The organism is Halomonas kalidii (assembly GCF_030010475.1).
GTDB lineage: Bacteria > Pseudomonadota > Gammaproteobacteria > Pseudomonadales > Halomonadaceae > Halomonas > Halomonas heilongjiangensis.
The window spans coordinates 208689-229630 of record NZ_JASCQN010000040.1; the positions used below are offsets into that span (position 1 = coordinate 208689).

Here is a 20942-nt window from a genome sequence, read left to right on the forward strand (position 1 = left end):
AGCAGCCGGACCGCACGTACAGATACGCGAGGGCAGGCAAGGCCCGTGACCGCCGGCGGGCCGATGCTTGCCCTGCGCGCCCTTCGCGCCTACACCTTGAGGATGGACACGTCTCCGGCACTCATCGGCCCCGGCCGTGGCCCCCTGGCGGTCGTCCGTTTCCTCGGCCTGGTATTCCTGGGGGCCATCATCGGCGCCATCGCCGCCCTGTTCGCCGTGGGTTTCGTCACCGCGGTGCTGGAACTCAACGAGCTGCTGCTGATCTCGCCGCGCAGCCGCATGATGTTCGATCACGCCGGGGCGTTGATCGCCGTCACCGTCGCGGTGCCGGCGCTCGGCGGCCTGGTCGTCGGCCTGCTCCACCTCGCCATCCCCGAACGGCGCCCCCACGCGCCCGCCGACGTGATCGCCGCCGTCCAGACCCGGCGTGGCCGGCTGCCCGCCAGGGCCGGCGGCCTGTCGGCCCTGAGCGCGCTGATCTCGCTGGGTGCCGGTGCCTCGGTGGGTCAGTACGGTCCCCTGGTGCATCTGGGGGCTACCCTGGGCTCGCTGGGGGCGCGGCTGCTGCGCCTGGGACGTTCCGACGACAACATCGCCATCGCCTGCGGGGTGGCCGCGGCCATCGCCACCGCCTTCAACGCGCCCCTGGCGGGCATCGTCTTCGCCCACGAGGTGGTGCTGCGCCACTACGCCCTGCGTGCCTTCGCCCCGGTGGCCGCGGCCGCCCTGGTCGGCTACGTGATCGCCACCAACGTGCTGGAGCGCGGGGCGCTCTTCCATGTCGCCGACACCGCCGTGCCCATGCCCTGGGAGTTCGTGGCCTTCCTCGCCATCGGCGGCCTCGGCGCCCTGGTCGCCGGGGCCTACATGCACGCCATCCTCGGCGTGACGCGCCTGGCCGGCACCCTGCCGCTCGCCCCGCCGCTGCGCCCGGCCCTGGCCGGGGCGCTGCTGGGGCTCACCGCCCTCTGGGTGCCCGACATCCTCGGCATGGGCCAGGAGACCCTGCGCTTCGCCACCATCGCCGGCGCCTTCGGCAGCGCCGAACTACTGCTGGTGCTGGGGCTCAAGATCGCCGCCACGGCGCTCTGCCTGGGCATGGGCTTCAGCGGCGGGGTGTTCAGCCCCGCCCTGGTGATCGGCACCCTGTTCGGGGCCCTGTGCGGCAGCCTGGTCGGCCAGCTCAGCGGCGCGCCCCAGGAGACCTTCGTGTTCTACGCCGTCTGCGGCATGGTGGCGGTGACGGCACCGGTGATCGGCGCGCCGCTGACGACACTGCTGATCGTCTTCGAACTCACCGGCAGCTATGCGCTGACCACCGCCGCCCTGGCCAGCGTGACCCTGGCCAGCCCCATCGCCGCCCAGCTCTTCGGCCGCTCGCTGTTCGACATCCAGCTCGAGACGCGTGGCCTGGACCTCTCGGCTGGACGCGGGCGCGCCGTGCTGCTCAGCACCCCGGTGGCCGAGCACCTGACCCGGGAGTGCGTGACCCTGCGCCCCGAGACACCGGTGTCCGAGGCGGTGACAGCCCTCGGCCAGGCCAGGCACGGCGAGGCCTATCTGGTCGACGCCGGGGGGCGGTATCGGGGCTGCGTGACCCTCGCCGACCTGGAAGCCGCCCGCGAGGCACGCGGGGGCCCGCAAGCGGTGGCCGAGGTCACCGCCGCGCAGCGACCGCTGTTGCGGCCGGACACCTCGCTGTGGGACGCCATGGCGAGGTTGCAGGACGTCACCGGCGAGGCCCTGCCGGTGGTCGACGCCGCCGCACAGGACGCCTTCCTCGGGGTGGTCTTCGAGGCGAGCATCGCCCGCGCCTACCTGCGCCACAGCGACGAGATGCGACGGGAGGAACATGGCACGGGTTGAACGATACCGACGGCCGGCCGGCGTGCCGGGGTCGACGCTGCTGTGGCTGGTGTTGCTGTGGCCGGTGTTGTTCGCGGCGCCGGCCGAGGCCGCGAGCGACGAGGTCCTGACCGTGCTGAGCTGGGGCGGCGCCTACGAGCGCGCCCAGCGCGCCGCGCTCTTCGAGCCCTACACGGCCAGCACCGGCCGGCGGGTCGAGGTGGTGCAGTACGACGGCGGGCTCGACGGCCTGCGCCGCGCCGTCGAGGCCGGCGAGGTGCCCTGGGACGTCATCGACATGACCCGCAGCGAGGCCATGGCCGCCTGCGAGGAGGGGCTGCTGCGCCCGCTCTCGCCCGCGCTGCTGGCCCCGGCCCCGGATGGCACCCCAGCGGAGCAGGACTTCCTGCCCGGCTCCTTCGGGCGCTGCGCCATCACCCACACCATCTTCGCCACGGTGGTCGCCTACCGGCGTGACGCCTTCCCCGGCAAGCGCCCCACCACCATCGCCGATCTCTTCGACCAGCAGCAGTTTCCCGGGCCCCGGGCCCTGCAGCGCACCCCGGCGGTCAACCTGGAGTGGGCCCTGCTCTCCTATCGCGTGCCCCGGGAGGAACTCTACGGCCTGCTCAGCACCCGGCGCGGCCTGAACCTGGCGCTGGAGCGACTCGGCGAGCTCGACGAGATCCACTGGTGGGAGGCCGGCGATACCCCGCCGCGGCTGCTGGCCGAAGGCCGGGTGGTCATGGCGTCGGGGTACAACGGCCGCTTCTTCGACGCCATGGTCAACCGGCGAGTGCCGATCGAGATCCTCTGGGACGGTCAGGTCCAGGAGCACGAGACCTGGACGATCCCCCGCGGCAGCCCCCACCCCGAGGCCGCCCGGGACTTCATCCGCTTCGCCACCACCACCGAGCGCCTCGCCGAGTTGGCACGGCACATCCCCTACGGCCCGGCCCGTCACTCAGCGGCCGTCCAGGTCACCACCCACCCCGACAGCGGCGTCGACATGCGCCTGCACATCCCCACCCATCCGCTGAACGCCGAACGGGCGCTGGCCAAGGACGAGGCGTGGTACGCCCGCACCCTGGGCCGTATCAACGATTATTTCGGCGACTGGCTGGCGACACGCGAGGGCGAGTAGAGCGGCGGTGCACCGAGCCCACGAGAGGAGCCGACGATGCGGGAGAACACACCATGCCTATGCCATTCCTGACCGCCTTCTCGACGAGTCGCTCGACCACCGGAGCCGTTGCCGGTGTCGTCCTGGTCGCGACGACCGGCTGTGCGTTCCCGCCGGCCCAGGCGGGCGACGCCGCTCCCCGCCACGTCGAGGGGGGCGACTACGGCCGGGTAGTGACCACCGAGTCGGCCCGTGCCCAGGCGTACTTCGACCAGGGGCTCCGCCTGGCCTACGGTTTCGCCCGCGCACGGGCCGCTCGCTCGTTCCGGGCCGCCCAGGCGCATGATCCGGATTGCGCCCTGTGCTACTGGGGCGAGGCCTGGGCCCTGGGGCCCTACCTGAACAATCCCGGCGGCGTTGGCGACCACGAAGACGCCGCCCAGGCCGCGCGGCAGGCACTGGAGCGGGCCGATGGCGTCACCTCCTGGGAACGGGCGCTGATCGAGGCCATGGCCGCGCGCTACCCGGCCCCCCCAGACGGCGACGTGGCGGCCGAGGGTTACGCCGAGGCCATGGCCGCCGCCGCGGCGACGCACGGCAACGACCCCGAGGTGCGCACCCTCCATGCCGAATCGCTGATGCTGCTGCGTCCCTGGGACTTGATCGACGAGGATGGCCAGCCGTATCCCGTCGCGCACAGGGCGATCGCGGAGCTGGAGGCCGTTCTGGCGGCAGACCTCGAGCATCCCGGCGCCTGCCACCTGTACATCCACGCGGTGGAGGCCTGGGAGCCGCGGCGCGCCGAGGCCTGCGCGGACTTGCTGGCCGACGCCATTCCCGGCGTGAGCCATATCCAGCACATGCCCTCGCATGTCTACCTGAACATCGGCCGCTACGGCGATGCCGTGCGCGGCAACCAGAAGGCGCGGATGGTGGACCAGGCCGCCCGGCACGGCGAGGCGGTCAGCGTCTATGCGGCCCACAACACGGCGATGCTGGTCTTCGCGGCCTGGATGGACGGGCAGAGCGGCGTGGCCCTGTCGGCCGCTCGGGACCTGGCCCGCGAACACCCCGCCATGGCGTTCCGCCACGAGCTGCAACTCGCCCGCTTCGGCCGCTGGAACGAGTTGCTCGAACGGACGACCGCGCCGGAGGAGCCCTTCCAGGCTGCCATGGGGCAGTTCGCGCGAGGGCTCGCCCACCTGCGCACCAACGATTCCCAAGCGGCCGAGGAGGCGCTGGAAGCCATTCGCGGCATCCGCGGGGAGACGCCCGAAGACGCCGCTTACCGCGTCGCCCTGCTCGGCATCGCCATGCACACCCTGGCCGGCGAGATCGCCGCGGCCGACGGGCGCTTCGAGGCCGCCGAGGCGTCGTTGCGCGAAGCGATCGCCATCGAGGACGGCCTCCCGTACCGTGAACCCGAACCCTGGCCGATCCCGGCCCGCCATGTGCTCGGCGCGGTACTGCTCGAGGCGAACCGGCCCGAGGCGGCCGAAGCGGTCTACCGCGAAGCCCTGGAGATCCACCCGAACAACGGCTGGTCGCTGAAGGGCCTGGCGCAGAGCCTCGCCGCCCGGGGGGAAGAGGAAGCCGCCGCCAGCGTCGAGGAGCGGTTCGAGCGGGCCTGGGCACGAGCCGACGTCTGGCTGCCGGCGTCGCGCTTTTGAACTACTCATCCAGCGTCTGCCCCGAACCGCCCATCGCGGCCGGCATGTCCTTCAGCTTGGTCAGGCCGTCGGGCAACCGCAGCACCGACTCCTGATAGTGGACATGAAGCCCCGGCGTGAACGGAAAGTCCGGAATGACCGCGGCATAGACATCGATCAGCCCCATGCCGGGATGCTCGGTCATGACATGACCGCCACAGGTCCGGCACCACTTGCGGATACTTGCCGGCGTCTTCTGGTAACTGCCCAGGTTGTCGCCCCCCTGGGTCACCTCGACCGCCTCCGGCTTCCAGAGCGTGAACGCATTCACCGGGCCGGCCGACCAGCGACGGCAGGAATCGCAATGGCAGTACCCCATCGCTGCCGGTTCGCCCTTCACCAGCAATTGCACCGCACCACAGAAACAGCTGCCCCGATACTGCTGCCCCTCGCTCATGGCTTACCTCCCGAGCCCGGTCCGGCTCACGACACCGATGCCATCTCAGTGTAGTTGCCCGGCCCGCGACCAGCAGCCGGCAGAGGGTCCGTCAGAGCCGCGACATCTCGCCGCCCGCAGCAGCAGGTTGCGCGGGGTCAGGTCGCGCTCGCAGAAGGTGCCGGCTTCCACCGTGAAGCCGGCCTCCTCCAGCAGGTGCAGTCGGTCGAGGGCCAGCCACACCTCCAGCGGACGACGAAACAGGTGGCGGACGAGTTCCAGCCGTCGCACCTCGGCCTGGCGCCGCCACCCCGCCTGCTCGGCTGTCGCCCAGTCGACGGCGGCCGGCAGCGTCAGCCCCTTCCGCTCCGCCGCCCAGCGGCAGAAGCCGGCGAAGGTCTCGGGTAGGCGGCCATAGGCGAGGCTCGGCACCGGCAGGTAGTCGTCGCGGCCGCGCAGCTGCCGCTGCAGCAGGTCGAAGCCCAGCCGCCAGGCACCGGCCCGCTCGCGGCTTCGCCGCACGTGGCGCGGAGCGGTCACGGTCTCTTGCACGGCCAGGGCCAGATCGTCACGGGACAGCTCGAGGCCCTGGCGGCCGGCCAGGTCGCGGCCGAGCCGCGAGAGCGGCCGGTAATGCTCGGCCGCGGTGCGCTGGTAGCAGCACGGCGCCAGGGTGAGCGCACAACCGCGCTCCGCGGCGAGCTCCAGCAACCGGACGTGCAGATCGCCGCAGGCATGCAGCGCAACAACGTGGGTGTCGGGCGTCAGCCACCGGGCCGCGTCCGGCGCCAGGACATCCTGTGGCTGCAGGTACACCGCCGCGCCCAGGCGGTCGGCGAGCGCCTGCCCTTCGTTACACAGTACCGGCTGCCACTCCAGCGCCGCGACATCGGTCCCGTGCCAGCGGGCCAGGGTCCGTGCCAGGTGCCCCTTGCCGGCACACCACTCCACCAGCGACTGGCCCGGCGACCACGCTACCCGGGAGACGAAGGCCTCGATCTGTCGCCACTTGCGCCCGCCCACATGCTGGCTCCAGGGACCCGGCAGGCCGGTATCCCCAGCCGGCAGCTCGGGTAGCGCCACCAGCTCGCCCAGCTCCGCGACCGGCAGCCATGACGAGAGCGGCGATGCCACGAAGGGGTCGGCCTGGAGCCTGTCGCAGGCCTCATCGGAGAGCGCCAGCAGCGTCTGCCCGAGCCCGGGAAGGTGCCCGGCCCAGGGTGGCTGGCGGTGCCGGAACGGCAACGGCCGCCAGACACCCTGCCACTCGGCGAGCAGCGCTGTGAGCCGCGTGAGGCGCTCGGCATGGGAAATCGGCAAGAGGGGGCCTCAAATGGCGTTGCGCGGCGCCATTGTCGCACAGGACAGGGGCAACGGCCTTGCCGTGGCTGCAACCTACGTCACCAGGCCCCGCCGCTCGTGCCACTCGGCGATGCTCTCCTCGGGGTAGCCGTCGAAGCACCGATCGAGGTCACGCACCTCGGGCTCCACCCAGCCGGCCTTGCTCTCCAGCAGGAGATGCACCCGCTCGGGCGGTACCGGCAGTTCGGTGTCGACCACCGAGGCGAAGGGGTGCACCAGCTCCGGCCAGCGGGGGTCAAAGACCCAGAGCGCACTGGCACAGTGCGCACAGAAATGCCGCTCGCCGGGGCTCTCCTCGCCGTCGATCACGGCATGGTAGACCTTCTTGTGCACGGCGCCCTCGATCCTGAGGGTGTCGGCACGGCCGCTGAGGTTGATGGCATAGCCGCCGCCGCCCGCGGTCTTGCGGCAGATCGAACAGTAGCAGCGCTGGTAGGGATAGGGATGCGGTGACTCGACGCTGAAGCGTACTGCACCGCAGTGACAGGAACCTTCAAGCAACATGAATTCACCTCCAACGATCACGAGAGTCGGCACGAGCGCTCCGCTCCGGGGGCGCCCTCATGCCGGATAATGGACGGCCAGCCACAGGGTGGCCCGCTCCGGTGCCGTCCACTTGACCCGGTGTTTCCGGTGAGCCGCTATCTCCAGGTGGTCGCCGGGCCCGAGCGTCACCTCTTCGCCGTCCTCGAACGCCAGGATGGCCCCGCCCTCGAGCACCAGCACCCATTCGTGCCATGACTGGTCATGCCACCCCTCGGCGGGGGAGCTGTGCCCGCGTGACACGATGCGCTCCACACGGACAGTCTCGCCACGCACAATCTCCTCGAACAGCTCGTCGTCGAGGTCGTCGGGAATCGATGCGAACAGGTTCTTCATCGGGCACTCACCTCCGCGATCTCGGCTCGGCATGTCGCCGGCGACGCCTCAGCCGTTCGACGACTGCGTCACCAGCGGCTCGGTGGGAATCTCGCCCTCCTCGCCGAGCAGTACCCGGGACAGGAAGATCGCCACCCGCTTCCCGGCCTCCTCCGGGAAGTCATTATGGCCGGCGCCCGGCACGGTGATGAAGTAGCTGGACACGCCGGCATCGGTCAAGGCGACGTCCAGGCGAACGGCCTGATCGTAGGGCACCACGGTGTCCTTGTCGCCATGCAGGGTGAGCACCGGCGGATCACCGTCGCTCACATAGGTCACCGGCGACGCCCCGACGGCCTGCTCTTCGGTCTCCGGCAGCGCACTACCCAACAGCAGCGCTTCAGGCGCCTCGGGGCTCGACCGGTCGAAGTCGCTGGGCTGATCGATCAGCGCCAGCATGTCCGTCACGCCGAAGAAGTTCACCACCGCGGCGACCTCGCTGGTCACCTCGTCGTAGGGGCCGAGATCGCCCTCCAGTTTCGGCTCGTCGCCGGTCATGCCGAGCATCAGGGCGAGATGGCCGCCGGAACTCCGGCCCCATACGGCCAACCGGTCAGGATCCAGGCCATGGGCATCGGCATTCGCCTTGATCCAGCGAATCGCCGCCTTGCCATCGTGCAGCTGAGCGGGCCAGGTGGCCTCTTCCGACAGGCGATGGCCCACCGACACCGCGGCATACTCGCCACTGCGCACGAAGGGCATCACGTGGGCGGCGCCATCGGCCTTGTCGCCCCGGGACCAGCCACCGCCGTGGAAGAACACGATCACCGGCAGTGGTTCGTCGGCCGGGTCTTCCGGCAAGTAGAGGTCGAGACGCTGGCGGGGATTGTCGGTCTCCGCATAGGGGACGTCGAGCTCGAAGGTAATCGGCTCCTGCGCGAGCGCTTCCAGCGTCATCGCGCCGGTCGTGCCCGGGTCCCGCGTGTCGGTATCGGGTTGGGCGCATGCCGCGTTGACGCCCAGGGCGAGTACCAGGGCACTCAGAGCGAATCGGATCATCGAATGTCTCCTGGATGGCTACCCTATCGAGACAGCCAATCCGAGCGAAGGTTGTCGGGCCAATGACTCTCGAGGTGCCCGCCTGCCTCGGCCCGTGCCGGCTAGGCCAGCAGCTGAGGCTCCAGCCAGCGTCGCAACTGCGCCCCCTGCAACAGGCCCGGCTGGCGAGCCACCTCGTGGCCCTCGCGGAATACGATCAGCGTAGGGATACTGCGGATGCCGAAGCGCCCGGCCAGTGCCGACTCGGCCTCGGTATCCAGCTTGGCGAAACGGATCCGCGGCTCCAGCTCGCGCGCCGCTGCGGCGAAGATCGGCGCCATCGTCTGGCACGGCCCACACCAGCTGGCCCAGAAATCCACCACTACCGGCAGTCCACTGCGCTCGACCAGGGCACGGAAATTGCCAGCGGTCAGCTCGACCGGCTCACCGGTGAAGAGTGCTCGCTTGCATTTGCCACACAGCGGGGCGTCATGCAGCCGTGCCTGACCGACACGGTTGACGGCGCCACAGTGCGGGCAGCCGAGGGTCAATGATTCGGGCATGGCACGGCTCCTGTGGGAAAGTGAGGTCGACTCCAAGATGGTGATGCTGGCACCACACATCAAGGCTACCTCATGCCCGGGCCAGGCACTCCAGGTATCGCTCCGGCATTCGGGGCCACCGCAGACGCTTCAGGCCCGCCCAGAGGCTCACCTGGTTGGCGGTCAGCACCACCCGCCTGGCTTGCCGGTTCATCGTTGCCAGCCACCGCAGGGTGTTGACCGCGGTATCGGGAACCAGCAGCGGCACACCGGACTCCCCATGGTCCCGGCCGAAGGTGCGCACCGCTTCGGTGATGTCGAGCCGATGCGAATCCGCCGCATAGGGGCAGTCGAGTACCTCGAGATGCCCGACCTCCACGCCACCTTCCCCCAGGAACCGTACCAGGCGACGGGTCACGTCCTCCGGGTAAGGGCTCAGCAGATCCACGCGGCGCTGGCCCAGAGCCGACAGCGCCTCATGAAAGGCGAGCGCCGTACTGGTCACCGGTACGCCCAGCGCCCTCCCCAGCGCGTCTGCCTGAGCCCTGGCCCACGCGAGCCCGCCGATGAAGCTGCCGCTGGTGCAGGCCCACACGACGGCCTGCGCCCCGGAGCGGCGGACCAGTGCCTCACCCACCGGCGACAGTCGATCCACCGCCCCCAGCGCCGTCAAGGCCGCCGGTTCATGGTGCCCGTCGCTCGGAATCTTTCCCACCTCGATCCGGGGCAGGTCCGCGGCGGCGGAAGCCCCTGGCGTGCCCAACCCATACCACTCGTAATCGGTCGGCCCGTCCTCGGGAAGCAGGATTCCCAGGCACTGATCAGGCGACATCGTCGTTCTCCCCGTCGGTCGATGCTGTAGCCGCGCCGGACCAGCATAGCGTGTTGTCCCGGACTCGGCAGGAGGGGCCGGCGGTTAGGCCCCGGCCCGCCGAGGTGATATCGTCCCTTCCGTTCACCCATCAGGAGGCGTCATGTCACAGAAGATCTACTGCACCGCCGGTTTCAAGCCCAGGCCCGGCAGGGAAGAAGCCGTGTTCAGGGCGCTGCAGGCGCTGGAGCCCAACGCCCACCGCGAGGACGCCTGCCTGCTCTATACCGTGACGCGCCATATCGACAACCCCTTCGCCCGGGGCCAGAGCTACCCCATCGTCTTCCACGAGATCTGGGCCAACCGAGACGCCTTCGAGGCCCACTGCCAGCGCCGCGAGATCCGCGCGTTCTTCGAGGCGCACCTCGAGTCCCCCGACGGCGACATCGAAGACGCCAACGTCTGCGTCTACACCGACGAGCCGGTCGACTACGACGCCCCGCAGGTGTAACCACCATGCCCCATGTCGACGTCACGGTCATCTCCGACGCCATCTGTCCCTGGTGTTTCATCGGCAAGCGCCACCTGGCGCTGGCCCTGGCCGACCTGCCCGACGATATCGCCGTCAGCGTGGCGTGGCAGCCCTTCGAGCTCAACCCGGCGATGCCACCGGGCGGCATGTCGCGCCGCGACTACCGCACCGCCAAGTTCGGCTCCTGGGAACGCTCCCTGGAGCTGGATGCCCAGGTGGAGGCGGCCGCCCGCCGTGCCGGGATCGAGATCCACCACGAGCGCATGACGCGCACCCCCAACACCTTCGCTGCCCACCGGCTGATCTGGCTGGCCGGCAGGCATGGCGTGCAGCAGTCGGTGGTCGACGAGCTGTTCGCGCGCTATTTCGTGAACGGCGAGGATATCGGCGATGCCCGCGTGCTCGCCGACGCCGCTGATGCCGGAGGCCTGTACGGCGTGGACGTGCCAACGTTTCTCGAGAGCAGAGAGGGGGTGGCCGAGGTGCGTGGCGCGCTGGCCCACGCCCGCCGGCTCGGCATCGGCGGCGTGCCGATGTTCATCATCAATGGCCAGACCGCCCTGTCGGGTGCCCAGCCCCCCGAGGTGCTGCGCGAAGCCATAGTCGGGGCCAGTTGAGCGCCGCCTATCGACATCGCCGCTGCTCCGCGATCCTCGGGGCGCCCACAGGGTGGAGACCGCGAGCACCGCGGCAACCGCAGGCGTTCCCGACTCGAGCGGATGGCGCGCCCCGAATGGGCCAGACTAGGGGGAGGATCAGGGCTATCGCAGATGGCGGTAACGCTTGACGCTGTTCCGGCGACAGGTCTGCGAGGGGGCGCTGTGAACCCCTCCCTGGGCGATTCCATCCATGGAATAGGCCCCCTCTTCGACCTGTCCCCGGCGCCTCTCGCTTTGGGTAACTGCGATTGCCCGGGGGGAGGATGCTCTGCCTTGAACTGACGAGGGGGTATCGGTCATGCCTACGCGCACCCTGCTGGCCCTGATGGTCGCCGGCCTGTGCCTGCTTCCCGGAGCCGCACAGGCAGCGACCATGGAGGTGGAAATCACCGAATGGGAAGTGCCCTGGGAGAACACGCGGCCACGCGACCCTTGGGTGTCGGGCCCCGACCGGGTCTGGTTCGTCGGCCAGCGTGGCGACTACCTCGGCCGCTTCGACCCGCAGAGCGGCGAGTTCCAGCGCTACGAGCTGGACGATGGCGTCGGCCCGCATACGGTGATCGCCGATGAACGCGGCGCCTGGTACGCCGGCAACCGGGCCCGGCACATCGGCCTGCTCGACCCCGACAGCGGCGATATCGAGCGCCTGATGCTGCCGGGCGACGGCACCCGCGACGTCCACACCATGGACTTCGCGAGCGACGGCGATATCTGGTTCAGCGTATCGCGTGGCAACCAGCTCGGGCATCTCGAGGCTCGGAGCCTGACGATGACCTTGCACGAGGTGCCGACCCCGGGGGCACGCCCCTACGGCCTGGTAGTGGACGCCGATGACCGCCCCTGGGCGACCCTGTTCGGTTCCCACAAGCTGGCGACGGTGACCGATGGCGAGGTCGAGGAGATCGAGCTGCCCCGCGATACGGCGCGCCCGCGCCGGCTGGCCGTGACCGACGACGGCAGCATATGGTACGTCGACTATCTCGGCGGCTACCTGGGCCGCCTTGATCCGGCCAGCGGCGAGGTCGACGAATGGCCGACCCCGGCCGGCAGGGCGTCGCGCCCCTACGCCATGGCCGCGGATGATCGGGGGCGCCTGTGGTTCGTCGAGACCGGCGTGCAGCCCAATCGCTTCGTCGGCTTCGACCCGTCCAGCGAGACCTTCACCGAGCCGGTGGAGATCGCCAGCGGCGGCGGTACCGTGCGTCACATGGTCTTCGATGCCGAGAGCCGCGCCATCTGGTTCGGCACCGATGCCAACACCATCGGCCGCGCCCGGCTGCCATAGGGCGGGGGCGGCCACCGATCGGGCCGCCTCGCCGGCCCCTGTGATTCCTCGATACATCCCTTCTCTTCCCGGAGGCCCGGACCATGAACACACCCGCCATCGCCGTCACCCGAACGCCTCTGGTGGCCGTCTATGGCACGCTGAAGCGTGGGCTGCGCAACCACCACTGGCTCCATGGCGCCGACTTCCTGGGCAAGGACTTCCTCACCACGGCCACGCTCTATGACCTCGGGCCCTTCCCGGGCGCCAAGCCGGAGCCCTCCCGGGGCATCGAGGTCGAAGTCTTTCGCGTCACGGCCCAGCAACTGGCCGGGCTCGACCGGCTGGAAGACTACCGCGTCAGATATCCGAAGCACGGCGATTTCGACCGCGCCATTCACACGACCGCATTCGGGCCCGCCTGGCTCTATCTCTACAACCACGAGGTGGCGGGATGCAGCGTGATCCGCGAGGGTCCCTGGTTCCCGCGCTGCCCCGGAGGCCGCCGCACTGTGGTATAACGAGCGGCTCCGCAAGGACACGCCGATACACCACAAGGAGCATACCGTGGGACGACTCTTCTCTCTCATCATCATCGCCGGCCTGGCCTATGGCGGGCTCTACGTTTACTACGGCGTGGCCGTCAAGCAGGAGGTCAAGCAGGCGATGGCCGACCGCGGCCTCACCGCCCTCGAGGTGGAGCGTATCGACTATGCCCCGCTGGCCCCGCTGAGCACCCGGGCGACGGTCTCGGCCGACGTCACCTACCGGGGTGCCGAGGCCACGGTGGAACTCCGCCTCACCGGCCACCCGCTGTTCTCCGACGAGCTGCGCATGGAGCTGGACGGGTTGCAGACGCTGCGGCTACGGATAGGGAGCGGTGACTAGACACGGGCGGGCATGTCGACCCGGAACAGGGACGTCATGCTATCCTTCCCGGACCTTCAACCGGCATCCATGCCGACCTTTCAGGAGAGCAACATGGCCAGGGCAACCGCACGTCATATTCTGGTGGACAGCGAGGCGAAGTGTCAGGAACTCAAGGCCGAGATCGAGGGCGGCCGCGACTTCGCCGAGGTCGCACGCGAGCACTCCACCTGCCCTTCCGGTCGCCAGGGGGGTGATCTGGGCAGCTTCGGCCCGGGCCAGATGGTCCGCGAGTTCGATGAAGTGGTGTTCTCGGGCGAGCTGAACAAGGTGCACGGCCCGGTGAAGACCCAGTTCGGCTACCACCTGCTGGAGATCACCAGCCGGACGTGAGCCGTTGCTGCCGAGCGAGTTCCGAACGCCGCGCGTGGGTGACCGCCGCGGCGTTCGTCATGGCGGGCGAGGGATCGTGTGTCGCCGACCATCCCGCGCTAGGATGGGAATGCTTCGCCACTCACTCCAACAGGATTTACCGATGAACGACGATACCTTTCACCAGAGCATCCGCAGGCTGTTGAAGAACGTGGGCGTGAACTCCCAGCAGGCGATCGAGCAGGCCGTGCAGCAGGCACTCGCCGAGGGCCGGCTCAAGGGTGACGAGTCGCTGCCGGCGAGCGTGCGGGTGCAGGTCGCCGGCCTGGAGCTCGATCTCGAGTTCGAGGGAGACATCACCCTTGAGTGAGGCACCGATGATTCGCGTCGAGGGTATATCGAAGACCTTCGCCGGGGGCTTCCAGGCGCTGAAGAGCGTCGACCTGGAGATCCGCCGCGGCGAGATCTTCGCCCTGCTCGGCCCCAACGGCGCGGGCAAGACCACCCTGATCAGCGTGATCTGCGGGCTGGTCAACGCCAGCGCCGGTCGGGTGCTGGTGGATGGCCACGACAACGTGCGCGACTACCGTGCCGCCCGCCAGCTGATCGGCCTGGTGCCCCAGGAGTTGACCAACGAGGCCTTCACCACGGTGTGGGACACGGTGACCTTCAGCCGCGGGCTGTTCGGCAAGCCGAAGGACCCGGCGCACATCGAGAAGGTGCTGCGGGCCCTGACCCTGTGGGAGAAACGCGACAACCGCCTGCTGGAGCTCTCCGGCGGCATGAAGCGCCGGGTGCTGATCGCCAAGGCCCTGGCCCACGAGCCCCTGGTGCTGTTCCTCGACGAGCCCACCGCCGGGGTCGACGTGGAACTGCGCCGCGAGATGTGGGAAGTGGTCCGCGAGCTACGCCACCAGGGGGTGACGATCATCCTCACCACCCACTACATCGAGGAGGCCGAGGAGATGGCCGACCGCATCGGCGTGATCCGCCGCGGCGAGATCGTGCTGGTCGAGGAGAAGGCGGCGCTGATACACAAGCTCGGCAGCAAGGAACTGACCCTGCACCTGCACGAGCCCTTGGACAGCGTGCCGGAGTCGCTGGCCGGCCACGCGCTGTCTCTCACCGACGACGGCCATGCCCTGGTCTACAGCTACGACGCCGCCAGCCAAGAGCAGGGCTCGACCATCTCTGGGCTGCTGGCCGACCTCGAGGCGGTGGGGCTGCGGGTCAAGGACCTGCATACCCGCCAGAGCTCGCTGGAGGACATCTTCGTCAGCCTGGTTCGGGAGCGTGCATGAACCTGCAATCCGTCAAGACCCTCTATCTCGCCGAGATGGCCCGCAGCCTGCGCACCGTGCTGCAGAGCATCGTCTCGCCGGTGATCTCCACCTCGCTCTACTTCGTGGTGTTCGGCGCGGCCATCGGCACGCGCATCACCGAGGTCGACGGCGTGAGCTATGGCGCGTTCATCGTGCCGGGCCTGATCATGCTGATGCTGCTGACCCAGAGCGTCTCCAACGCCTCCTTCGGCATCTTCTTCCCGCGTTTCTCGGGCTCGATCTACGAGATCCTCTCGGCGCCGATGTCCTACTTCGAGGTGGTGGTCGGTTATGTCGGTGCGGCGGCCACCAAGTCGCTGATACTGGGCGCCATCGTGCTGGTCACTGCGCGGCTGTTCGTGCCCTACTCCATCGACCACCCGATCATGATGCTGCTGTTCCTGGTGCTCACGGCGGTGACCTTCAGCCTGCTCGGCTTCATCATCGGCATCTGGGCCGACGGCTTCGAGAAACTGCAACTGGTGCCGCTGCTGGTGATCACTCCGCTGACCTTTCTCGGCGGCACCTTCTACTCCATCGAGATGTTGCCCCCCTTCTGGCAGGCGGTGACCCTGGCCAACCCGGTGGTCTACCTGATCAGCGGCTTCCGCTGGAGCTTCTACGGCATCAGCGACGTCAGCCCGGTGATCAGTCTGGGCATGATCCTGCTGTTCCTGGGCGTCGCCCTGGCGGTGGTGGCCTGGATCTTCAAGAGCGGCTATCGACTGAAGCCCTGACGCGGGGGTTCTTGATATCAGCCCTGACGCGGGGGTTCTTGATATCAGCCCTGATCCGGGTTTCGACGACAGCCCCGAGGCGGGTATCATCGCGCCTCGCCAACCCGCCAGGAGCCCCCATGCCGATTCTGCACAGCATCGTCCATCGCATCGACAAGGAGACCGGCGAGACGCCGGCGACGCTCGCCCCGGCCACGGTCGAGCTGGCCCCCTCGCCCGCCCAGGACGACCTGCTGGAAGGCATCAACAAGGCCTACCACGCCAAGCCCAAGGCCTGGGGCCACTTCCTCGCCGACGCTGACGAGGAAGACGCCGGAAGCGGGTCCTCCGCCTTTCCCGCGTCACTGGTCGCCTATCTCGAGGACGAGCGGGACTTCGTCGCCTTCAGCCGTGAGCTGGGGGAGCGCATCGCCGCCCTGGTCGCTGCCCACCTGTCGCTCTCCGGCCACCTGCTGGTGGCCCATACCCGGCAGGGCGATACCGAGACCCTGACCCTGGCACTGCTGCACCATCGCGAGGGCTTCGGCATCGGCGACGACCTGGCCGTCGCCCCGGTGCGCCAGCTTAACCTGAGCCAGATGAGCCTGGCCGCGCGGCTCAACCTGAGCCAGTGGCGCGGCGACTCGCCCTCGAAGCAGTACCTCTCCTGGACCCGCGACCGCGGCGGGCGCAAGCTCGCCGAGGGCTTCGCCGAGCTGCTGGGTGCCACCGAAGGCGTCGACGCCACCGGCGAGACCCGCACCCTGCTCAAGGCCTTCAGCGACTACGTCGAGAGCGAGGACATGCCCGAGGAGCGGAGTCGCGAGAAGACGGAGGCGCTGATCGGCTACGCCAGCGACCAGGCCAGCCGCGGTGAGCCGATGACCCTGGAGGAGCTCTCGGAAGTGCTCGACGAGCAGCAGCCGAAGGCCTTCTTCGACCATATCCGCAACGCCGATTACGGCCTCTCGCCGGAGATCCCGCCGGACAGGAAGACCCTCCACCAGTTCCGCCGCTTCACCGGCCGCGCCGGTGGTGTCTCGATCAGCTTCGACTCCCACCTGCTCGGTTCCAGCATCGAGTACGACGAGGCGGCCGACCGGCTGATCATCAAGCAGGTGCCCAAGCAACTACGCGAGCAGCTCAAGCGGCAGGGTGGATGACGTCCTCACCAGTGGACCAAAGTGTGAGGCCGCCGACACGCCTGATTTTTTTCATCCTCGGTCTGAGCCCGATCTCGCGAACCCGGTCCGAGGGGCTCCATACCGACATGGCGCAAGTGCTTAACCAGACGGGAAAAGCTGGGAGATAATGGGAAACAAGGCTTAGTACTCCGCTCATTCATCGACTGTCGGCATTCTCTTACAACCGGCGTTAGGTTCTGCCCGAGAGGCCTCTCGGGTCGCTGGCAGATCGCACCGTTCTTGGCCATGCTTGTTCCGGTGCCCTCAATCAAGTTAGATGCCGGCGCTCTCCGAACCGGCAAGATCACAACACGACGGAAGGCATCCGGCACACCGTTGCCGATCCAGGTGGATGCCGCGACCTCAAGGAATGTGCCGCATGGCTGCTGGCAAGACAGACACTGGGGGTTCGACTGAACTGGGCTGGCGTGCCGAGTTTCATGACTCGGCCCTGGAAGCCCTCTTCCGCCGTACCATGCAGGCACATGATGCCTGCCAGATGCGCCACGCCCTGTGGGTTGCCGCCGGACTGTTTCTCGCCTTCAGCGTGGCCGACTACCACCTGCTGGGCTTCAGCAACGCCTTCTTCGTCCTGATCACCACGCGAACATCGGTGGCACTGGCCTGCATACTGCTGGCCCTCGCGTTGAGGAAGCGAACCGCCCTGGCGCAACGCCCCCTGCCGATCAACCTGATCTGCCTGCTCGGCATCAGCACCCTGCTGCTGACCATCCCGCTGCGACCCGCCCCGGACGGTATTCATCTCGCCTCGATCGTGGTCGCCAGCATGGCGCTCTACCTGTTCGTGCCCAACCGGCTGCCCTGGATGTTGATCTGGAATGTCTACCTGGTCACCGGCTTCGCCATCGTCGTGCCGCTGTGGGATCCCCTTCCCGGCGGACTGATGGCCACCAGCCTGCTGCTGCTGGGGTTCGTCAACCTGCTGGGCTGGATGAGCGTGCTCCGCCTGAACCGGCTGCAGCGTGAGCAGTTCGCCTCGCTGCTGGAAGAGCGCGCCATCAATCGGCAGCTACAGTCCGAGATCGAGGAGCGCAGCCAGCTGGAGGAGCGGCTGCGTTACATGGCCTGCACCGACGACCTGACCGGGATCGCCAACCGCCGCCGCTTCTTCGAGCTGGCCGAGCGGGAGTTGCGCCGCGCGCAGCGCGACCACTCACCCCTGGTGCTGTGCATGGTCGACATCGACCTGTTCAAGAGCCTCAACGACCGCCATGGTCATGCGGTGGGCGACATCGTGCTGACGACCGTGGCGAGCTGCTGCCAGTCGGTACTGCGCGAGACCGACATCATCGGCCGCTATGGCGGCGAGGAATTCGTCATCGCCCTGCCCAAGGCCAACCTGTATACCGCCACGACCATCGCCGAACGGTTGCGCGAGCGGGTCGCCAGCCTGTCGCTGCCGATGGTGCCCGATCGGCATGCGCTGTCGGTGACGGTGGGCATCAGCCGGGTCGAACCCGGCGAGACACGGCTCGACCCGGCCCTGCTGCGTGCCGACCAGGCCCTCTACGACGGCAAGGCCCGGGGCCGCAACTGTGTGGTGGTCGCTCACCACGGCCCCTCGCTGTCTGCCATGGAGGCCTGATTGCGGCATCAGAGCTCGATGCCCCGGTCCGGCACGAACCGTGCCGGCTCGAATTCGCCGGGGTAACCGCCGGGCGCGAGGTGCAGGTCCGGGAGGCTTCTCAGGCGCATTCCCACTCTCCTTGAAACGATGGCAGCGACCCCGGGGAGGCGGTTGCCGGGTCGCGGTGTTCCGAACTAGCTTGAGTGCCAGACCGTCATGCGTCGAGATGAAGGCTTATCACATTTCGGCACAAGGATCTCTTGCCATGCAGGACGAGGAACGAGGGACTCGGCAAAGGCCGGTGGTGGTGATTACCGGTGCCGCTGGCGGCATCGGCACCGCCCTGACGCGCAGCCTGAAACGCGACTACCGGATCATCGGCCTGGACATGCGGCGCGCCGAAGAGGCGGACGACAGCTACGAGTTCGATCTCACCTCGGCCGATTCCGTCAGGCAGGCCATGGAGCGGCTGGCCGACCGCCATGGCAAGGACATCGCCGCCGTGGTCCATCTCGCGGCCTATTTCGATTTCACCGGCGAGGCATCGCCCCTCTACGACAAGGTCAACGTTCAGGGCACGCACAACCTGCTGGCCGCCCTGGGGGGCCTGAACGTGGAACGGTTCATCTACTCGAGCACCATGCTCGTCCACGAGCCCCAGGTCCCGGGCAGGAAGGTGTCCGAGGATACCCCGCTGGCCCCGACCTGGGCCTATCCACGGTCGAAGGCCGAAACGGAAGCGGTCATTCGTGAACAGGCCGGCGACATGCCCTATACCCTGCTGCGGCTGGCCGGGATGTACGACGAAAGCACCTGCGTCCCCACCCTTTCCCATCAGATAGCGCGTATCTACGAGCGCAACCTGAAGAGCCACCTGTACGCGGGCAATACCGGCGCCGGTCAGGCATGCCTCCACAAGGACGACATGATTGATGCCTTCCGACGCACCATCGACAGGCGCCATGACCTGCCGGCGGAGAACGAGATCCTGATCGGCGAGGAGCATAGCCTCAGTTACGAGGCGCTGCAGAACCGGCTCGGCGAACTGATTCACGGCAAGGAGGGCTGGAAGACGATCACCGTGCCCGGGCCGATCGCCAAGGCCGGCGCCCTGATCGAGGAGAAGAGCGAACCGCTGATACCGGACGATTTCGACAAGGGCGAGAAGCCCTTCATCCGGCCCTTCATGATCGACATGGCCAACGATCACTACGAGTTGGACATCCACCGGGCCCGGGAACAGCTCGGCTGGGAACCCCGCCACGCCCTCTTCGATAGCCTGGCGGATATCGTCGACAGCCTGCTGGAGGACCCGCGCGGCTGGTACAAGGCCAATGGCATCACCCCCCCGGACTGGGTCGAGGTGGCCGACAGGAAGGGGCGCGATCCCGAGCGCGTCCTGGAACAGCACCACGAGCAGTTCCTGCGCCAGCACCATCGGAACCTGTGGGCCCATTTCCTGAACATCGCCCTGGGCGCCTGGCTGATCACCTCGCCATCGACACTGGGTTACGCCACCGGCGGCATGGTCTACAGCGATATCGCCTCGGGGCTGCTGCTGATGGTGCTTGCCGCCATCTCCCTCTCCTGGCGCAACGCCTGGGCACGCTGGGCCTGCGCCACGGTCGGCCTGTGGCTGCTGTTCGCCCCGCTGGTGTTCTGGACCGAGAGTGCCGCCGCCTATCTCAACGGTACCCTGGCGGGGAGCCTGGCCATCGGCTTCTCCGTGCTGGTGCGGCCGGCGCCGGGCGTGTCGCCGGTGGCAGCGACCACCGGCCCCACCATGCCGCCGGGCTGGAACAACAACCCTTCGAGCTGGTTCCAGCGCATGCCGATCATCGTCCTGGCGTTCGTGGGCTTGTTCGTCTCCCGCTATCTGGCGGCCTATCAGCTGGGCCACATCGACGCCGTCTGGGACCCGTTCTTCGGCGGCACGCGGGGCGGGCTCAACGGTACCGAGGACATCATCACCTCCGAGGCCTCCGAGGCCTGGCCGATCCCCGATGCCGGGCTGGGTGGCATCGTCTATCTCCTGGAAATTCTCATCGGCCTGCTGGGCACCACGCAGCGCTGGCGCACCATGCCCTGGGTGGTGGCCTCCTTCGGCATCCTGATCGTGCCGCTGGGGGTGGTCTCGGTGACCTTCATCATCATCCAGCCGATTCTCATCGGCACCTGGTGTACCCTGTGCCTGATCCAGGCGGGCGCGATGCTGCTGCAGATCGCCTATGCCTTCAACGAATTCGTCGCCACCGGGGAGTTTCTCCGGCGTCGCCATCGTGCAGGGGCCCCGCTGCTCAAGATCTTCTTCACCGGCGACACCGACGAGGGCCCCAGCGAGCCGGTGGAGGAAGACTTCCAGCGCACTCCCCTGGCCATCGCCGGAGAGGCGCTGCGTACCGGCGTGACCCTGCCGTGGAACCTGGCGCTGTGCATGCTGATCGGCGCCTGGCTGATGTTCACCCGCGTGACGCTGGGCAACGCGGGCACCCTGGCCGACTGGGACCACCTGCTCGGGGCCTTGATCATCACCGTATCCGTCATCGCCATGGCGGAGTCGGCCCGTCCGGCACGCTGGCTGCTGATCCCGCTGGCGTCGATGCTGTTCTTCACCCCCTTCCTGCACGGCGCCGGCCCGCTGGCGACGCTGTCCAGCCTCGTCTGTGGTGCCGCCGTCATCGTCGCGAGCCTTCGCCGTGGGCCGATCCACGGCCGCTACGGTCGCTGGAGCCGGCTGCTGGGGTAGCTTGAACCACGGCATCTGCAGCCGAAGG

Annotated in this window: 22 protein-coding genes; 15 read left to right on the forward strand and 7 right to left on the reverse strand. The window is 68.5% G+C overall.

The genetic code is table 11. The features are described from left to right. Window positions 1-45: 45 nt before the first annotated feature. The 3 genes from QLQ85_RS12010 to QLQ85_RS12020 are packed head-to-tail and all read left to right on the forward strand — an operon-like array spanning window position 46 to window position 4638. Window positions 46-1866 (forward strand): chloride channel protein, encoded by a 1821-nt coding sequence (locus tag QLQ85_RS12010; RefSeq protein ID WP_282739202.1) that lies wholly within the window; start codon window positions 46-48, stop codon window positions 1864-1866. Then, window positions 1853-2989 (forward strand): extracellular solute-binding protein, encoded by a 1137-nt coding sequence (locus QLQ85_RS12015; protein WP_282739203.1) that lies wholly within the window; start codon window positions 1853-1855, stop codon window positions 2987-2989. The genes QLQ85_RS12010 and QLQ85_RS12015 overlap by 14 nt, the downstream gene beginning before the upstream one ends. Before the next feature lie 53 nt (window positions 2990-3042). Next, window positions 3043-4638, forward strand: coding sequence for a tetratricopeptide repeat protein (locus QLQ85_RS12020; RefSeq protein WP_282739204.1), 1596 nt, complete (start codon window positions 3043-3045; stop codon window positions 4636-4638). Window position 4639: 1 nt separating this feature from the next. Here the strand turns inward: QLQ85_RS12020 and QLQ85_RS12025 are convergent, their stop codons facing one another. The 7 genes from QLQ85_RS12025 to QLQ85_RS12055 all read right to left on the reverse strand — a co-directional run bounded on the left by QLQ85_RS12025 (window position 4640) and on the right by QLQ85_RS12055 (window position 9685). Further along, window positions 4640-5074, reverse strand: a complete 435-nt coding sequence (locus tag QLQ85_RS12025; protein ID WP_282739205.1) for a GFA family protein — start codon at window positions 5072-5074, stop codon at window positions 4640-4642. A 45-nt stretch (window positions 5075-5119) separates the two neighbouring features. After that, window positions 5120-6373, reverse strand: a complete 1254-nt coding sequence (locus QLQ85_RS12030; protein ID WP_282739206.1) for a methyltransferase — start codon at window positions 6371-6373, stop codon at window positions 5120-5122. Between the two features lie 75 nt (window positions 6374-6448). Continuing rightward, a complete protein-coding gene (locus tag QLQ85_RS12035) occupies window positions 6449-6919 on the reverse strand; it encodes a GFA family protein (protein WP_282739207.1) in 471 nt (156 codons plus the stop codon). A 57-nt stretch (window positions 6920-6976) separates the two neighbouring features. Further along, window positions 6977-7294, reverse strand: a complete 318-nt coding sequence (locus QLQ85_RS12040; RefSeq protein WP_282739208.1) for a cupin domain-containing protein — start codon at window positions 7292-7294, stop codon at window positions 6977-6979. Window positions 7295-7342: 48 nt separating this feature from the next. Beyond that, the gene (locus tag QLQ85_RS12045) at window positions 7343-8332 is read right to left on the reverse strand and encodes an alpha/beta hydrolase (RefSeq protein WP_282739209.1); all 990 of its coding nucleotides are present in this window, start codon (window positions 8330-8332) and stop codon (window positions 7343-7345) included. Between the two features lie 101 nt (window positions 8333-8433). After that, window positions 8434-8874, reverse strand: a complete 441-nt coding sequence (trxC, locus tag QLQ85_RS12050; protein ID WP_282739210.1) for a thioredoxin TrxC — start codon at window positions 8872-8874, stop codon at window positions 8434-8436. A 70-nt stretch (window positions 8875-8944) separates the two neighbouring features. Beyond that, on the reverse strand, window positions 8945-9685 hold the full coding sequence (locus QLQ85_RS12055; RefSeq protein ID WP_282739211.1) for an aspartate racemase/maleate isomerase family protein: 741 nt from the start codon (window positions 9683-9685) through the stop codon (window positions 8945-8947). Window positions 9686-9827: 142 nt separating this feature from the next. On the opposite strand from QLQ85_RS12055, the gene QLQ85_RS12060 reads away from it, so the two are divergent. The 12 genes from QLQ85_RS12060 to QLQ85_RS12115 all read left to right on the forward strand — a co-directional run bounded on the left by QLQ85_RS12060 (window position 9828) and on the right by QLQ85_RS12115 (window position 20914). Beyond that, the gene (locus tag QLQ85_RS12060) at window positions 9828-10175 is read left to right on the forward strand and encodes a putative quinol monooxygenase (protein WP_282723966.1); all 348 of its coding nucleotides are present in this window, start codon (window positions 9828-9830) and stop codon (window positions 10173-10175) included. A 5-nt stretch (window positions 10176-10180) separates the two neighbouring features. Then, window positions 10181-10813 carry a DsbA family oxidoreductase gene (locus QLQ85_RS12065; protein ID WP_282739212.1) on the forward strand — a complete coding sequence of 211 codons (633 nt, stop codon included), beginning with the start codon at window positions 10181-10183 and terminating at the stop codon, window positions 10811-10813. 340 nt (window positions 10814-11153) lie between these two features. Then, window positions 11154-12140 (forward strand): Vgb family protein, encoded by a 987-nt coding sequence (locus QLQ85_RS12070; protein ID WP_282739213.1) that lies wholly within the window; start codon window positions 11154-11156, stop codon window positions 12138-12140. Between the two features lie 83 nt (window positions 12141-12223). Next, the gene (locus QLQ85_RS12075; RefSeq protein ID WP_282739214.1) at window positions 12224-12640 is read left to right on the forward strand and encodes a gamma-glutamylcyclotransferase family protein; all 417 of its coding nucleotides are present in this window, start codon (window positions 12224-12226) and stop codon (window positions 12638-12640) included. 46 nt (window positions 12641-12686) lie between these two features. Next, window positions 12687-13007: a hypothetical protein gene (locus QLQ85_RS12080; RefSeq protein ID WP_282739215.1), complete on the forward strand. Its 321-nt coding sequence runs from the start codon at window positions 12687-12689 to the stop codon at window positions 13005-13007. A 93-nt stretch (window positions 13008-13100) separates the two neighbouring features. Further along, entirely contained in the window at window positions 13101-13379 is a 279-nt protein-coding gene (locus QLQ85_RS12085; protein ID WP_282739216.1) for a peptidylprolyl isomerase, read from the forward strand. Between the two features lie 142 nt (window positions 13380-13521). Then, a complete protein-coding gene (locus tag QLQ85_RS12090; RefSeq protein WP_282739217.1) occupies window positions 13522-13728 on the forward strand; it encodes a DUF6494 family protein in 207 nt (68 codons plus the stop codon). 7 nt (window positions 13729-13735) lie between these two features. After that, window positions 13736-14659, forward strand: coding sequence for an ABC transporter ATP-binding protein (locus QLQ85_RS12095; protein ID WP_282739289.1), 924 nt, complete (start codon window positions 13736-13738; stop codon window positions 14657-14659). After that, complete coding sequence (locus QLQ85_RS12100) at window positions 14656-15417, forward strand: ABC transporter permease (RefSeq protein ID WP_282739218.1); 762 nt, start codon at window positions 14656-14658, stop codon at window positions 15415-15417. The genes QLQ85_RS12095 and QLQ85_RS12100 overlap by 4 nt, the downstream gene beginning before the upstream one ends. Before the next feature lie 119 nt (window positions 15418-15536). Then, the gene (gene yejK / locus QLQ85_RS12105) at window positions 15537-16559 is read left to right on the forward strand and encodes a nucleoid-associated protein YejK (RefSeq protein WP_282739219.1); all 1023 of its coding nucleotides are present in this window, start codon (window positions 15537-15539) and stop codon (window positions 16557-16559) included. Between the two features lie 520 nt (window positions 16560-17079). After that, window positions 17080-18186: a GGDEF domain-containing protein gene (locus tag QLQ85_RS12110; RefSeq protein WP_282739220.1), complete on the forward strand. Its 1107-nt coding sequence runs from the start codon at window positions 17080-17082 to the stop codon at window positions 18184-18186. A gap of 247 nt (window positions 18187-18433) precedes the next feature. Continuing rightward, the gene (locus QLQ85_RS12115; RefSeq protein ID WP_282739221.1) at window positions 18434-20914 is read left to right on the forward strand and encodes an NAD-dependent epimerase/dehydratase family protein; all 2481 of its coding nucleotides are present in this window, start codon (window positions 18434-18436) and stop codon (window positions 20912-20914) included. The last annotated feature ends 28 nt before the right edge of the window (window positions 20915-20942 follow it).

What these genes read in the sequence shown, in the direction of transcription:
- QLQ85_RS12015 (WP_282739203.1), top strand. Translation starts at nt 1,853, where the DNA reads ATGGCACGGGTTGAACGATACCGACGGCCGGCCGGCGTGCCGGGGTCG.
- QLQ85_RS12020 (WP_282739204.1), top strand. Translation starts at nt 3,043, where the DNA reads ATGCCTATGCCATTCCTGACCGCCTTCTCGACGAGTCGCTCGACCACC.
- QLQ85_RS12025 (WP_282739205.1), bottom strand. Translation starts at nt 5,074, where the DNA reads ATGAGCGAGGGGCAGCAGTATCGGGGCAGCTGTTTCTGTGGTGCGGTG.
- QLQ85_RS12035 (WP_282739207.1), bottom strand. Translation starts at nt 6,919, where the DNA reads ATGTTGCTTGAAGGTTCCTGTCACTGCGGTGCAGTACGCTTCAGCGTC.
- QLQ85_RS12040 (WP_282739208.1), bottom strand. Translation starts at nt 7,294, where the DNA reads ATGAAGAACCTGTTCGCATCGATTCCCGACGACCTCGACGACGAGCTG.
- QLQ85_RS12045 (WP_282739209.1), bottom strand. Translation starts at nt 8,332, where the DNA reads ATGATCCGATTCGCTCTGAGTGCCCTGGTACTCGCCCTGGGCGTCAAC.
- trxC (WP_282739210.1), bottom strand. Translation starts at nt 8,874, where the DNA reads ATGCCCGAATCATTGACCCTCGGCTGCCCGCACTGTGGCGCCGTCAAC.
- QLQ85_RS12055 (WP_282739211.1), bottom strand. Translation starts at nt 9,685, where the DNA reads ATGTCGCCTGATCAGTGCCTGGGAATCCTGCTTCCCGAGGACGGGCCG.
- QLQ85_RS12060 (WP_282723966.1), top strand. Translation starts at nt 9,828, where the DNA reads ATGTCACAGAAGATCTACTGCACCGCCGGTTTCAAGCCCAGGCCCGGC.
- QLQ85_RS12065 (WP_282739212.1), top strand. Translation starts at nt 10,181, where the DNA reads ATGCCCCATGTCGACGTCACGGTCATCTCCGACGCCATCTGTCCCTGG.
- QLQ85_RS12070 (WP_282739213.1), top strand. Translation starts at nt 11,154, where the DNA reads ATGCCTACGCGCACCCTGCTGGCCCTGATGGTCGCCGGCCTGTGCCTG.
- QLQ85_RS12075 (WP_282739214.1), top strand. Translation starts at nt 12,224, where the DNA reads ATGAACACACCCGCCATCGCCGTCACCCGAACGCCTCTGGTGGCCGTC.
- QLQ85_RS12085 (WP_282739216.1), top strand. Translation starts at nt 13,101, where the DNA reads ATGGCCAGGGCAACCGCACGTCATATTCTGGTGGACAGCGAGGCGAAG.
- QLQ85_RS12090 (WP_282739217.1), top strand. Translation starts at nt 13,522, where the DNA reads ATGAACGACGATACCTTTCACCAGAGCATCCGCAGGCTGTTGAAGAAC.
- QLQ85_RS12095 (WP_282739289.1), top strand. Translation starts at nt 13,736, where the DNA reads ATGATTCGCGTCGAGGGTATATCGAAGACCTTCGCCGGGGGCTTCCAG.
- QLQ85_RS12100 (WP_282739218.1), top strand. Translation starts at nt 14,656, where the DNA reads ATGAACCTGCAATCCGTCAAGACCCTCTATCTCGCCGAGATGGCCCGC.
- yejK (WP_282739219.1), top strand. Translation starts at nt 15,537, where the DNA reads ATGCCGATTCTGCACAGCATCGTCCATCGCATCGACAAGGAGACCGGC.
- QLQ85_RS12110 (WP_282739220.1), top strand. Translation starts at nt 17,080, where the DNA reads ATGCGCCACGCCCTGTGGGTTGCCGCCGGACTGTTTCTCGCCTTCAGC.
- QLQ85_RS12115 (WP_282739221.1), top strand. Translation starts at nt 18,434, where the DNA reads ATGCAGGACGAGGAACGAGGGACTCGGCAAAGGCCGGTGGTGGTGATT.